Source organism: Psychrobacter sp. YGAH215, from assembly GCF_007280595.1.
In the GTDB taxonomy this organism is placed as follows: domain Bacteria; phylum Pseudomonadota; class Gammaproteobacteria; order Pseudomonadales; family Moraxellaceae; genus Psychrobacter; species Psychrobacter faecalis.
In genome coordinates, this window is the sequence record NZ_VKLR01000010.1 from 194,792 (window position 1) to 209,229 (window position 14,438).

10 protein-coding genes and 1 pseudogene are annotated in these 14,438 nt (G+C 44.6%); 8 read left to right on the forward strand and 3 right to left on the reverse strand.

Annotated features, from left to right (window positions below):
• The first annotated feature begins 24 nt into the window (after positions 1–24).
• Both FOR85_RS06350 and FOR85_RS06355 read left to right on the forward strand, forming a co-directional pair.
• Positions 25–906 (forward strand): IS982 family transposase, encoded by an 882-nt coding sequence (locus tag FOR85_RS06350; protein ID WP_144297194.1) that lies wholly within the window; start codon positions 25–27, stop codon positions 904–906.
• Positions 907–947: 41 nt separating this feature from the next.
• Positions 948–1,115, forward strand: a pseudogene (locus tag FOR85_RS06355) (transposase); the annotation flags it as partial.
• A 254-nt stretch (positions 1,116–1,369) separates the two neighbouring features.
• On the opposite strand, the gene msrB reads toward FOR85_RS06355, so the two are convergent.
• Complete coding sequence (gene msrB / locus FOR85_RS06360) at positions 1,370–1,792, reverse strand: peptide-methionine (R)-S-oxide reductase MsrB (protein ID WP_144297195.1); 423 nt, start codon at positions 1,790–1,792, stop codon at positions 1,370–1,372.
• Between the two features lie 424 nt (positions 1,793–2,216).
• Here msrB and FOR85_RS06365 point away from each other — a divergent pair, with 424 nt between their 5' ends.
• Entirely contained in the window at positions 2,217–3,848 is a 1,632-nt protein-coding gene (locus FOR85_RS06365) for an aminotransferase class I/II-fold pyridoxal phosphate-dependent enzyme (RefSeq protein ID WP_144297196.1), read from the forward strand.
• 99 nt (positions 3,849–3,947) lie between these two features.
• Here the strand turns inward: FOR85_RS06365 and FOR85_RS06370 are convergent, their stop codons facing one another.
• Together FOR85_RS06370 and FOR85_RS06375 are read right to left on the reverse strand one after the other, a co-directional pair.
• Positions 3,948–5,555 carry an inorganic phosphate transporter gene (locus FOR85_RS06370; protein WP_144297197.1) on the reverse strand — a complete coding sequence of 536 codons (1,608 nt, stop codon included), beginning with the start codon at positions 5,553–5,555 and terminating at the stop codon, positions 3,948–3,950.
• A 652-nt stretch (positions 5,556–6,207) separates the two neighbouring features.
• Positions 6,208–7,860, reverse strand: a complete 1,653-nt coding sequence (locus tag FOR85_RS06375) for an ATPase (RefSeq protein ID WP_144297198.1) — start codon at positions 7,858–7,860, stop codon at positions 6,208–6,210.
• 282 nt (positions 7,861–8,142) lie between these two features.
• On the opposite strand from FOR85_RS06375, the gene FOR85_RS06380 reads away from it, so the two are divergent.
• The 5 genes from FOR85_RS06380 (at position 8,143) to FOR85_RS06400 (ending at position 14,397) form a co-directional block, all read left to right on the forward strand.
• Positions 8,143–8,853 (forward strand): hypothetical protein, encoded by a 711-nt coding sequence (locus FOR85_RS06380; protein ID WP_144297199.1) that lies wholly within the window; start codon positions 8,143–8,145, stop codon positions 8,851–8,853.
• A gap of 412 nt (positions 8,854–9,265) precedes the next feature.
• Positions 9,266–10,114, forward strand: a complete 849-nt coding sequence (gene ubiE / locus FOR85_RS06385) for a bifunctional demethylmenaquinone methyltransferase/2-methoxy-6-polyprenyl-1,4-benzoquinol methylase UbiE (RefSeq protein ID WP_373681944.1) — start codon at positions 9,266–9,268, stop codon at positions 10,112–10,114.
• Positions 10,115–10,344: 230 nt separating this feature from the next.
• Complete coding sequence (locus FOR85_RS06390) at positions 10,345–11,040, forward strand: SCP2 domain-containing protein (protein ID WP_144297200.1); 696 nt, start codon at positions 10,345–10,347, stop codon at positions 11,038–11,040.
• Positions 11,041–11,130: 90 nt separating this feature from the next.
• The gene (locus tag FOR85_RS06395) at positions 11,131–12,789 is read left to right on the forward strand and encodes an AarF/ABC1/UbiB kinase family protein (protein WP_144297201.1); all 1,659 of its coding nucleotides are present in this window, start codon (positions 11,131–11,133) and stop codon (positions 12,787–12,789) included.
• A 180-nt stretch (positions 12,790–12,969) separates the two neighbouring features.
• Entirely contained in the window at positions 12,970–14,397 is a 1,428-nt protein-coding gene (locus tag FOR85_RS06400; protein WP_144297202.1) for an FAD-binding oxidoreductase, read from the forward strand.
• Positions 14,398–14,438: the final 41 nt, after the last annotated feature.

Below are 14,438 nucleotides of genomic sequence, written 5' to 3' on the forward strand. Positions count from 1 at the left end.
AACTTCACAACAAGGACTTCTTACATGGACAACCTAACCGAACTATACTGCCATATTGACGACTTTTATCAGCAATTCAAACCTGAGTTTGACGCTCATTTAATCGCAACGGGCCGTCAACGGCTAAGAGCATGCCAGATAAGTGTAGCAGAGATGATGACCATCTTGGTACTGTTTCATCAACTGCGTTATCGACCGTTTAAGTCTTTTTACTACCATCACATGCTTGGCATGATGAAACGGGAGTTTCCAAACCTGCCGAGCTACTCGCGATTTATAGAGCTTGTGCCGCGCAGTATCATGCCACTGTGCAGCTACTTGCAAAGCATGATGGGCGACTGTACGGGTATCAGCTATATTGATTCAACCAAGATAGCAGTTTGTCATAACAAGCGTATCTACCGTCATAAAGTCTTTGAAGGACTTGCAACCCGAGGCAAAAGCAGCATGGGCTGGTTCTATGGCTTTAAGCTGCACGCCATTATCAATCATAAAGGTGAGCTGGTCTCCGTCAAAGTCACTGCGGGCAATACGGATGATAGAGTGCCTGTTAAGGATATGGCAACGTCTGTGTTTGGCAAGGTGTTTGGGGATAGAGGTTATATCAGTAAAGCCCTAAACGAGTGGCTCACAAAACACAGTGATACCACGTTGATAACCAAACTTCGGCGTAATATGAAACCCCAATTACTTGAGCCTATGGATGAGGCACTACTCAATCATCGCTCTTTGGTTGAAACGGTGTTTGGAGAGCTTAAAAACTTGTGCCAAATCGAACACTCACGCCATCGTAGTGTCACGGGGTTTATCACAAACTTGCTGTCGGGTTTGATTGCTTATTGCTGGTTTCCCTATAAACCCACCATCAAAAACATGCCTCAGCAGGGACAGGTAGCGACATTGTAAATAGTATCAATGAGTTACAATGTGGCTTATCCCGAACTGGGGTTAATAATCTAAAGTCGGTCACAAGCCGGCGCATGAGAGCTAACTTCATTGACTTAAGGGCGGCTTATAATAAGCCTGTTTTGTGGTCACGCTCTTACTTTGCCGGCTCATGTGGCGGAGCGCCGTTGGAGATTATTAAGCAATACATTCAAAATCAGCAGAGTTAGGCTATACGAAATTCACCTCCACCCTAGCGTCGGGTGGAGTCCTCTTTCGTTAGATTGATAGTCAGCAAAGGCTTGCGAGGTGCCGTCCATACATTCAGCGGTAAAATCGTAAATAGTGCTCATGATTCATCCTTAAATTGATTGTTTTATTATTTTTACTATTAACATGCGTACTGATAAGAAAAAAGGAAGCACTGCGTACTTCCCTTTTATCATGCCAACTTTGGCTAAAACATTAATTATATTAATACTTATTATTCAGCTTTATCCAAATCGATAGACACTGAGTTGATACAGTAGCGCATACCGGTGGTCTCACGTGGACCATCAGGGAATACGTGTCCCAAATGCGCGCCGCAATTGCTACACGTCACTTCGGTACGGCGCATGCCAAGTGAATTGTCTTCGTGCTCATCGATAGCGCTATTATCGATACTCTGATCGAAGCTTGGCCAGCCGCAACCGGCGTCAAACTTATTGTCCGACTCAAACAAGCTGGCACCGCAGCCTTTACAGCGGTAGATACCTTTATCATTGACGTCGTTATAAACGCCAGTAAATGGGCGCTCTGTGCCCTTCTCGCGCATGACGTGATACTCATCGGCAGTGAGGCGCGCTTTCCAATCTGCGTCGGTCAATTGGCTGATTTCTTCTTTGCTTAATTGATTGTCTTGCATCTTTTATCCTTATTAAATGATTGGTTATCTCATTTGCGGTGTGTCAGTTACTGACCAATTTATCGTACGTTTTTATAAAAACGCTAGGCTTTATCTGCTGCTGATTGTCTGACTATTCAAGGTAGTGACTATAAAAGTCCTCAATCTAGCAGTGTAAAGTTTCAGGTTTAAAGAAATAACATTAGAGATAGAAAGATAAAATATAGCAAATTACGCTGCCGCCTCAATCATTAAAGTTGTAATTTTATTAAACGAGCATTTGGCTCATTTTTTCATTGTTGAAAAATCACAATAGATTGCAAGTTACTCTTGCATTAAATATCAACTTTATAAAAATTCTGTCTTTAGGCTTGCATTAATAAAGTGTATGCAATAATATCTTGCATTAGGAATAGATTATCTTTAATAAAAGGCTTAAACAACAATGGCTGATAGCGAATTTTCCCAAACTTCTCAAAGCACGCAAGCCGAACGACTGGTACAGCTGCGCCGCGATAAAGGCATGACCGCCGAGCAATTGGCGCAGGCGATGACGGCAGCAGGTGCCAAGGTGAGTCGCGGTGCTATTTCTAATTGGGAGCGCGGCACCAATGGCATCGTGTCATCGAAGCTGCCGACCCTAGCGCGTATCTTAGGCTGTAGTGAAGGCTATTTATTACGTGGCGATTTACAAAACGACATGGATAGCGTTGCTAATTCAAATCAACCTATCAATTCTTATAATAAAACCAATAATCATAATAAAAACGAAACGCCTAGGCAGCAAAGCGTATCCCCTACTTCTACCGCAAATTTACAACCCAACCCGATAAGTGGTCACTCTATGAATCCAATTAAAAAATCCGATAAATTACAAAACGTTTGCTACGATATTCGCGGTCCGCTTTTGCAAACAGCCAATAAAATGGAAGCTGAAGGTAAGCGCATTTTAAAACTCAATATTGGCAACCCTGCGCCATTTGGCCTTGAAGCACCGCATGAGATTTTGCGTGATGTGGCGATGAACCTGCCAGAAGCGACAGGATACTCGGACTCGCAAGGGATTTTTGCGGCACGTAAAGCGGTCTTGCAATATTATCAATCAAAAGGTCTGCTATCAGCTGTCGATGTGCGCGATGTATATTTGGGTAATGGTGTTTCTGAGCTGATTGTGATGACCATGCAAGCACTCATGAACGATGGCGATGAGGTGCTTGTGCCAATGCCCGACTACCCGCTTTGGACAGCCGCGGCCAACTTAGCAGGCGGTACAGCGGTACATTATCGCTGTAATGAAGACGACAATTGGCATCCTGATATCGAAGACATTAAGTCTAAAATTACACCCAAAACCAAAGGCATTGTGGTGATCAACCCCAATAACCCAACGGGCGCGCTGTATAGTGATGAGGTGTTATTGCAAATTATCGAAGTCGCCAAAGAGCATGATTTAATCATCATGGCCGATGAGATTTATGACCGTATTCTTTATGATGACATGACGCATACGCCGATGAGCACCTTGACCGATGATGTACTGGTGCTGTCTTATAACGGCTTATCAAAGTCGCACCGCATCGCCGGTTTCCGTGCTGGTTGGATGATGGTGTCGGGTAAAAAAGACCACGCTGCCGACTTTATCGAAGGCTTAGACATGTTGGCGTCTATGCGTTTGTGCTCAAACGTTCAAGGTCAATATGCCATTCAAACGGCAATGGGCGGCTATCAAAGTATGAAAGAGCTCACTTCAAAATCAGGACGGCTATCAAAGCAGCGCGAACTGGCCGTTTCACGTCTTAACGCAATAAAAGGTATTTCTTGCACCATGCCGCAAGGGGCGTTTTATTGCTTTCCAAAGATGGACCCTGAGGTTTATCCTATCAAAGACGATATGCAGTTTATGATGGATTTATTGATAGAAGAAAACGTCTTAATGGTACAAGGGACCGGTTTTAATTGGGATGCACCTGACCACTTCCGCTTGGTGTTTTTGCCCAATCTGCATGATTTAGAAGATGCCATGGATAGATTGGACCGCTTCTTTGCCAAAAAACGTAAGCAGTTTGGTACCGAGTAATCATTCAAACTTGTATAAAAAAACGCTTATCAGCAGCTGCCGATAAGCGTTTTTTATTCTTTAATAAAACACTATAATAAAAAACAATAGAACTTTTATTTAAAAAATATTACTTAATAACAGATAGCTGATAGCCGACATCGAAGCCGCCGCAGGCAGGGTAATTACCCATGCCAAACCGATAGGCTTCATCAGCGCCCAATTGGTATCACGATTAACGATACCGATGCCAAGTACTGCACCAACCAGCGTATGCGTACTGGATACGGGCAGACCCATGGTCGATGCGCCCATGACGACGGCAGCCGCAGCCAATTCCGCTGAAAAGCCTGAAGCTGGATGCATTTTTGCTAGATTAGTACCGACGGTTTGAATAACTTCTTTACCGATAAACCAAAGGCCAACGATAAGCGCCACACCAAAGGTCAACATCACCGCAGGCGGCACGGCAGCCTCGGTCGCTATGCTATTGGTACGGATAACGTCCATAATCGCGGCAAAAGGACCGACGGCGTTGGCAATATCGTTTGAACCATGACTAAAAGCAAAGGCGGACGCGGTAAAGACCTGCATCCAGCTAAACATAATAAACGTCGCTTTGGTCAAATCTTCTTTATGCTTACCGCGGATACTCTTGGTATAAATAAAGGTCGCCAGCCACACCAGCGCCGCTATCATACCCATGATAAAAAAGCCTTGCAGCGTCGTCATGTTGCTGTTGACGTTTTTTAGGCCTTTGAACACCACCAACGAAGTCATGACCGCGCCGCCTGCGCCAGCGATGAGCGGTACCCATTGTTTAAGGGCTTTTAGGGTATCAAGGTTGCTACGTTCGTGCTCAATCTTATAAAGCTGTTTGTAATAATCGGTTTCTAAATCCTCGATGTCACAATCATCATCTTTATAGATTTCTTGATCGCGCAGCATCGCTGAGGTATACGCCAATTGCTCTGACTCGGTTAGACTTTCTAGATACTCTTTATGGTTTTGCTTGACAGTTTTTTTATCGTCTTTTAGCGTCGCAATATGCGCTTCGGTTCGATCATTATATTCAATGATTTTTTTCTTAATTTGACCATATAAAAGGTAAGAAAATACGCCGCCTAACACGGGTGAGATGACCCAAGAGATAGCAATTGTTCCAATCGTACCCCAATCGACGGTCGATAGTGCCATGTCGGTACCACCTAAAGAGATACCGAGTACAATAGAGCTACCAACGACGCCGCCAATAATGGCATGGGTGGTCGAAACAGGCAGACCTTTTTTGGTGGCAAACAACAACCAAAATGCCGCCGCGATAAGCGCTGAGAGCATGACATAAATAAACTGATTGGGCGAAACCGATAAACCATCTAAGTCAACGATGCCGCTGCGGATGGTATCGGTAACTTCACCGCCCGCCAGCACCGCGCCCGACACTTCAAATATCGCGGCGATACCCAAAGCTTGCGGAATCGTCAATGTCCCTGCGCCCACTGAAGTACCGAAGGAGTTGGCGACGTCGTTACCGCCGATATTAAATGCCATAAAGACACCAAAAGCCGTCGCTACGATAAATAGCGTCGTCTGCTGATGCATGGTGTAATCTAGACCCCACCATAAAAAGTAAGCGGTCATCGCAATCAGTAAAATGGCAAAAAATAGATTGATTCTCATAGAACCGACTGCTTTGGTTGGTCCTGTAGAACTGCTGCTAATACCCATACGTTGATACGTCCTGCGTAAGCTGATTGAAATTATAGGTGATTGATGCCATTGCGGCGCTATTGATGGTGTCGTTTTTACCACCCAACATTATGATAGCGTGTCCGCAACGTGGTTTTGTCATACTGTTTTGAATATGTTTCTCGAAATACTGTTTTGAATGTACGAATTTGAAAATAGGGTTATAAAAAGTTACTATCTACTGCGCTCTATATTGTCCTGATAGCTCTGCGTGCTTGTAAATATTTACGCGCAAGCTTGCCCACCTATCAGCGAAAAACCTAAGCCACAAAATGCCATAAAGCCGCAAGTAGTCTTGCCAAATCGTCCGATTACAGCAGCTTGCGGCTTAGGTTTTATAGTGATAGCGTCGATTATAAAAAATCTGTTGTTAATAACTAAAACATTTATAGGATAAATACCATCTCTGCCTGTGCAGCTATTTTGTGAGCAGGCAGAAGTTGTTACGCGCCTATTATATTAAATATAGACACAGATTGCATGATGATATTACGAGATTTGTAACTTTGAATATATCACTCAAAAAAGCTGCTTATTTAGTAGAAAAATGTTGCTAATTTTCCCTAACATTTCAAACAAAAAAGATACTAATTTTTAAGTTCGTATAAAGCCTTCATCACTTATTATCCATTTATTTAGTATCAGTAGTAATAGACAATGCCGCGGATAGCTGTTTAATAGCGTGGTCTAATACCTCTAGGCGCGCTTGGCGCTTTTCATTAGTCGCGATGATTGCCCAAGGTGCATCCTTAGTATCGGTACGCACCAACATATCAGCCGCCGATTGCACATAATCCACCCATTTATCACGATTACGCCAATCATCATCGGTCAGTTTAAACTGTTTATGCGGCGTCTCTTCGCGCGCCTCAAAGCGTTTGAGTTGCTCCCCTTTATCAATAGCGAGCCAATATTTGATAACTATTGTGCCAGCAGCGACCAAATCTGCTTCAAAACGATTGATTTCGTCATAAGCGCGCTGCCATTCTGCGTCAGTCGCAAAGCCCTCGATACGTTCGACCAATACGCGCCCATACCACGTACGGTCAAAGATGGCGATACGACTGATACGATCGATTTGCTCATTGGGCAGTTTGGTCCAAAAACGCCATAAATAAGGATGCTGCAATTCATATAACATCGGTACGCCAATATTATAAATCTGATATTCGCGCGGATCGAGTGGCGCAACCAGTCTTTTGATCGCGCCGCCTTTGCCAGCAGCGTCCATCCCTTCAAAGGCAAAAACCACGTGCCGCCCCTGACGCGCCCGCAGCAATTTGGCAAGGTGTGCTTGCTTGTCAGCAAGCGCTTTATGATAGTCAGATTTCTCTATCTCGGTATCGTCAACATTTATCAAAGTTTTAGGGACTGCTACAGGCTCGAATTTTGCTGCTTCTTTTATATTCTGACTTTCTACTTTACTGCTTACTAGCGCCTTTTGCATCGCCTGCAATACTTCATGACAAAAATGAGTGGCAGCCTCTGATTTATCATCACCATTGATAATAATCCAGTCATTCTGCTGGCGTAATAGCGCGGTTGCTACCTTATTAAAAGTATCGACGACCTGTTTACTTTTCCAATCGATTTGATATAAAAACTCTGGATCAGCTTCATCGTCATTTAGGCGCGCCTGCAAGGTTTCGATATCGACATGAAACCAACATTTAAGCAACTTGGTTTGATTAGCAGCAAGGTCTTGTTCAAAGGCTTGTAGTTTGGTGAGTTCTTTCTTTAAATAGTCTTGCCATTGGGCAATAGGCAAGGCGTTATTTTTCAGCGTCTTATTATTCTTATCTTCACTTTTTTTCACCTTATCGTCATCATCTAGGGTCGCCATGCGCATGACGTTATAGAGTAAGTCGGCATACCAGTTGCCAAAATACACCATCACATCGCCATGACGTGGCAGCGCTTTGGTATGCGCTTGCCAAATCGGCTGATGCTCTAAGGGACAATCTCCGATAGTCGCCTCAACCTTGAGTAAGCGCGGGTCAACCCATTGCCGCAGCTGGGTGACTGCGGTGCCCTTGCCCGCTTGCTCCATGCCGTTGACCAGCACCAAAAGCCCAGTTGGTTTATTGGTAGTCGGCGGTGTTTGCTGCCGCGTGGCGCGTAGGGCAAACTGAGCGGTGACTAACGCCAAGCGCAATGTATCTTTGTCCATAGCAAAGATATTTAACGGATTGGGCGTCAAACGCTGCTCAACGACTTGCTTACTAAACTGGTCACTTACCGCTTCTGGCGCTTGGCTTTCAGTCGATTTATTTTTTTTGCTCATGTCCATACTCGCTTTATTGTTAGATAATTTTTATACATCTCTTATTTGTAGTTTTTATAAGCTGTCTTATTTATATAGTGAATCATAGCATTGCGTAAAACCAGTAAATAACCCTGCTATGTAACAGTTTGGCATTTGTATTCTGTGGTATTTTCTTTTAAGGTGAACAAAATCTTGCGCGCATGCTTTAATAGCTGCCCACAAAGATAAGAATTTAGTATCATTTCCACTCTTTTATTAGCAATTTTATTGCCATTTTTACTTTTTATAGGATTACCTGCCATGTCTGCGTTAGCCAATTTACAACAGCACTTAAACCGTTTTTGGGCGCTGCCACACCATAAAGATGCTGCCTTAAATACCAAGCTCAAAGAAGTGCAAGCATGGCAACAGGCACGTATTAAGCATACCCATAGCGCGCTGTTTGAACAACCAAAAAACAAACCGATGGCAGAGTATTTTTTAACCCAGCTATACGGTGGTGATGAATTTAAAGTATTGGCAGAGCAGTTAGATCGTATTCTTCCCAAAGCCAAAAAACTTGAACGCCTTGCTAAAGAAGCTTCTTTAGAAGCGGGCAGCATGGGCATTCAAGCGTCTATCTTGGCCATTGAGCTGGATTTACATTTGGCCGAGTGGTTGGTTGCGCAAGATTTAGCAGTCAATGAAGAGAATATGCTTGCCGCTTACCGCGCAGTCGATGAGGCCAATGAGCGCCGCGTGCAGATTAACAATCTAAAAGAGGTCTGCTACCGTACCGATAAAGATTTGAATTCATTTATGCTCAAAAAAGCCTTTGGTCTCGCAAAAGGCACGGCTTATCGCCATAACTTCCAGCCGCTTTACGACTTTATCGATTCAGGCTTTAAAGCGATGAAACCGCTAAAAAGTGTCAGCAGCTTTATTGAACCGTTTTGTGAGCGCGAGCTTGAGATTATTGACGAAGTTCATGACACCAATAATGGCGGTAAGGCAGTAGCGTTTGGTGTATGATAGGGTCAATAATGCCCGTGGCTAACTGACCGCTATAGTGCTTAAATAGGGTTTAAACCGTATGCAATCGGTGTTTAAACCCTATGCAAACAACGCTTAAATACGCCATCATAAAAACAAATAATAGGATAATCGTATGACTGATAACTCAAATAACAACCCTAGCCAAGCCGATCAATCCCATACTGATAACCCTACTTCTCATGGTCATCTGCAAGATAAATTGGTTAAAGACAGTATTGCTCATAATCAAAGCATCACCGCGCAAGTAAAAGCGCGTCAAAACCAAAGCGCTAGTACGACGCTGAATGCCAATGCTGCAGCTGATAGCAGCAATAATAATGACTTCACCCAAGTACAAGACTTACCAACCGGAACCCCACAAGGTCAACAAACGACTATGCCAAACACCATAAATAACAGCGCCAATCCTACTGCTGCGCACGCACAAACGGCCAAACAAACGCTATTTAACCAACGTGATGACATCAATAATCCCCATACGCCTGATACCGATGGTAATGAGCAAACACATTTCGGCTATAAAACGGTCAATAAAGCAGAAAAACAAGCGCGCGTTGCCGATGTTTTCACCTCAGTTGCGAAAAAATACGACATCATGAATGACTTAATGTCGTTTGGTATTCATCGCTTATGGAAGCGTTATGCGATTAGCTTATCGGGTGTACGCGCCGGTCAGCAGGTGCTCGATATCGCTGGTGGTACGGGTGATTTGGCCAAAGTATTTAGCCGTGAAGTGGGTCGCAACGGCCATGTGGTATTATCAGATATCAATGCGGCGATGCTAGAAGTTGGCCGCGAACGCCTCATCAATGCCGGCTGTAATAACGTTGATTTCGTCTTAGCAAACGCTGAAACTTTGGCGCCATTTGATGATGAAAGCTTTGATTTGGTGACTATCAGCTTTGGTCTGCGTAACGTCACAGACAAGGATGCAGCGCTAAAATCTATGTATCGCGTCCTCAAGCCAGGCGGTCGTTTATTGATTTTAGAATTCTCAAAACCCGTGTTTGAGCCATTATCGAAAGCTTATGATTTGTACTCATTTACGGCGTTGCCGATTATGGGTAAATTGGTTGCCAATGACTCTGAGAGCTATCAATACTTAGCAGAATCAATTCGTATGCACCCTGATCAGCAAACACTTAAGCAGATGATGCAGCAAGCAGGCTTTGAGAATTGTGATTATCATAACTTGACCGCTGGTATCGTTGCAGTGCATCGCGGCTTTAAAGCTTAGTTTTAAAAAATCACAGTTTTAGAAAAGCACAGTTTTAGAAAAGCACAGTTTTAGAAAAGCACAGTTTTAGAAAAAGAATAGCTTTAGCGCTTTTCAAAAGCTGCTTAGATAAACACGCTTTTTATAATACAAAAACGTCTGTCGTTGAGCAGGCGTTTACATCGTTATAACAGCCAATATTGAAATATGCGCCGCGCTTATGGCGCTCAACCAAACATTGTGAGGGCCTTATGCTGACTGTGTTACTTTTGGCAGGTGCCGAAAAGTTTATTAATATCGCCATTGCCAGCGATGAGATTACCAAAGCTGGGCTAGCGCCGCTTGCGGGCAAAATGCTGCGTCTCAATATGGGCATGCCCGAGATTAATCTAGACGTTTTATTTACCGAAGATCGTTTGCGCTTTGAGCCCGTCATGACAGAAGGCGTGTTTGAACCAAGCGGCAGTATGAATGAGCGCCAACAGGCCAGCCTAGAGCGTTCGCGACTTGGCCATAGTCGACCAGATTGCACCATTACCGTTGATAATCCTGCGCAGCTGCTGAATCTTATGCGCGGCACAGAAGGCAACTTACCGATTGCTGGTGATTACAAAGTGCTGATGCAACTTAAGCAGCTGGTTGCAGGATTTGACCCTGATGTTGCCGGCCAGCTTGAGCCGTTTATTGGGAAACCGATGGCCAGTCAACTTCATTTGCTGATATCACAACTAAAAGGCAGCTGGCGTCATAGTGCCAAACGCGCCTTTAACGATGTCAGCGACTGGGCCAATGACGTAGCGGGTAATGTTACTCCTGACCCGATGGAAGCCGCCGAAGTCAATGATCTAAAGCAGCAGTTATTAAAACTGCGTGCGGATATCGAACGCGAAGAAGCCAAGCTTGCCGCTATCAAAGATGAGCAAGCACGTTTAACCAATCATAGATAATAATAAATAGAGTCTATGACTGTCTAAACGTTCATCACACATAGGCATAGACTCTGCCCTATTTTCGACTTTTTAGAGTAACCCTATCTCATGCTACTATCCCATCGCGCCCGCTTGCTTGAACTTTGGCGTATTGCCGCCGCTTATCGCATTGATACCCATTTGTCTGTCGAAGAAGCGCCGCAGCTGCAACCGTTAGCGCGTTTAATCCGTTTACATCCGGCGGCTTGGGGTAAAAAACATCAGCCCAATGCGATTAAGTACGCGCTTGAGGACATGGGGACATTATTTTTAAAACTGGGTCAATTGCTCTCGACGCGCCGCGATTTGGTGCCGCCTGAGATTATCGAGCAATTGGTGCAACTGCAAGATAAGGTCAAGCCTTTTGACTCTGACGTTGCTATTGCCCAAATCCAAGACCCAAAACATGGTTTAGGTCAATCTATCGCAGCGCTATTTGCCCGCTTTGATGTTAAACCATTAGCAGCAGCTTCTATCGCTCAAGTACATACGGCGGCTCTGCACGATGGTCGTGAGGTAGTAGTGAAAGTGGTTCGCCCTGATATTCGCACCACTATCGTGGCAGACTTTGAGCTACTGCGTGAGCTTGCTAATTGGGCATCGGCGCGTATCGAAGCGGCGCGTGCTATCCATATCGTTGATATTGTCGAAGACTATCGCCAAGTCATGCTTAATGAATTGGATTTGACCTTAGAAGCGGACAATACCACGCAGATGCGCAATAACTTCTTAGGTTCAGCACTGATGTATGTGCCTGAAGTCTATGACGCTGCCCAAAACGTCATGGTCATGGAGCGTATTCAAGGCGTTCCTATCTCACAAGTCGAGGTGTTTGATAAGCTTGGTTATGACCGTGCGACACTAGCAGAAAAAGGCTTAACGATATTTTTTACCCAAGTATTTCGCGATAACTTTTTTCATGCCGATATGCATCCGGGTAATGTCTTTGTAGAAACGCCGCCGGTTAAAATACTCACGACAGATATGACAGCGGTCAATTTGGGTCATGAGCCACGCTATATCGGGCTTGATTGTGCCATTATGGGTACGCTATCAAAAGACGATCAGCTTATCGTCGCGCGCATGCTGTTGGCGGTAATGAACAATAACTTTACGGCGATGGTTGATATCGTCAGTAGAGCTGGCTGGATACCGCCCAATACCGATAAGCATGCACTCATGCGTGATATGAAACGCACTGTCGGTCCGATGCTGCAAAAATCCATTAACGATATCGACTTTGCTGGTGTCTTGATGCAAATTCTGGATATCGCGCGACGCCATCATATGAGTATCCCGCCGCAATTGATGCTGCTGCTGAAAACCTTGGTGCATGTTGAAGGACTCGGTCGCGACTTATACCCTGAGCTTGATATTTGGTCACTTGCTAAGCCCATTTTAAGTGGCTGGATTAAAGAGCAACTCGATCCGATGCGTAATTTACAACATCTGCGTCAGCAGTTGCCAGAGATTTTATTATCAACGACTGATATTCCTAAGCTACTAGATCAAGGATTGCAAAGTCTTGCTTCACAAGGCTCGCGCCAATACAGTCAACTACGAGAAATCCAGCAAATTCGCGCCGATATGCTAAACGACCGTCGCCGCGATTGGTTAGCGCTATCAGGTTTTGCAGTATTTATTGCTATCGCCACCCAAGTTGGTTGGTTTGCGCCTATTTTTTACCTATTGGCTATCATCGTCGTTATTTGGCGGGTTTTAGCTTAGGTTATTAATTTTTAACGAAAAAATATCCGTTAATCATTATCAAAATATCTCACTTGAATAAGCTCTAATGCATTTTAATTGCCCTTTAACGACAATTAAAATGCATTAGAGCTTAACTTTTTATCTTATTTAGCATGTCGTTTACCCAGTAAATATACGTCTTATATGGAGAATTTACCTATGTCGACCATATCATCTATATCGCCTTCCAAATCTCATGATTTAATTAAATCAGACCATAGTGACGCTATTGCCGCTTTGCAAACACGCTTTGGCAAACAACTTAGCACCAATACCACTGTACGTGAACAGCATGGTCATACCATGACCTGGCTTGCTAACCAGCCACCCGACGCGGTATTGACCGTGCAGGATAAACACGAGGTTGCTGCAGCCGTCGAGATTTGCAATCAGTATCAGATGCCAGTCATTGCCTTTGGTATTGGCTCATCTTTAGAGGGCCAATTGAACGCTCCCTATGGCGGTTTATGTATCGATATGCATGCCATGGATGCGATATTACAGGTTAACAATGAAGACCTGACCGTTACCGTACAACCTGGGGTCACGCGCGAGCAGCTCAATCATTATTTACGTGATACTGGACTATTTTTTCCAATAGACCCCGGTGCCAATGCCAGTATCGGCGGTATGGTCGCGACCCGTGCTTCAGGCACCAATGCCGTCCGTTATGGCACCATGAAAGATGTGGTACTCGCCCTTGAAGTGGTGACCGCCAGCGGAGACATTGTGCGCACAGGTACTCGCGCCAAAAAGTCGGCCGCTGGTTATGACTTGACGCGCTTAATGGTAGGCTCAGAAGGTACGCTTGGTATTGTCACCGAGGTTACGCTTAAACTATTTGGTATTAGCGAGTGTATTGGTAGCGGTATCTGCCATTTCCCAACGGTTGAGGATGCTTGTCAGGCAGTGATGTTGACTATTCAAATGTGCTTGCCAATTGCCCGTATCGAGCTGCTCGACGCCATGCAAATCAAAGCGTGTAACCAATATGCCAATTTGAATTTAACAGAAACGCCTACGCTATTTGTAGAATTTCATGGCACAGAAGCCAGCGTCGCCGAGCAAGCGCAAATCTTTACCGACATCATCGAAGAGTTCGGCGGTACAGATTTTGCTTGGGATACCAACGAAGCCGAGCGTAAACGTCTGTGGCAAGCGCGCCATAACGCCTATCACGCTAGCTCTGCACTACGACCTGAAGCCAGCGCTCTATCGACTGATGCCTGCGTGCCCATTTCACGCTTGGCAGAATGTGTCAGCGCTACGGCAAAAGACATCGAAGCATCGGGTATGATTGGACCTATCGTCGGTCACGTCGGCGATGGTAATTTTCATGTTCTTTTATTGGTCGATACCAACAACCCTGAAGAAGTCGCTACCGCTGACGGCATTATCAGCCGCCTTGCCTCGCGTGCGATTGAGATGGAAGGTACTTGTACCGGTGAGCACGGTATTGGACAAGGTAAGCAAAAATATATGGAGCAAGAGCATGGTAATGCCTTATTGCTGATGCAAGCGATTAAATCTGCCCTTGACCCTAAAAACATTCTTAGATTAACAAATGAAGTGCAATACCAAATGTGAGGTGAAAAAAAGACCTAGATGCGCTAGCATCAAAGTTTTTA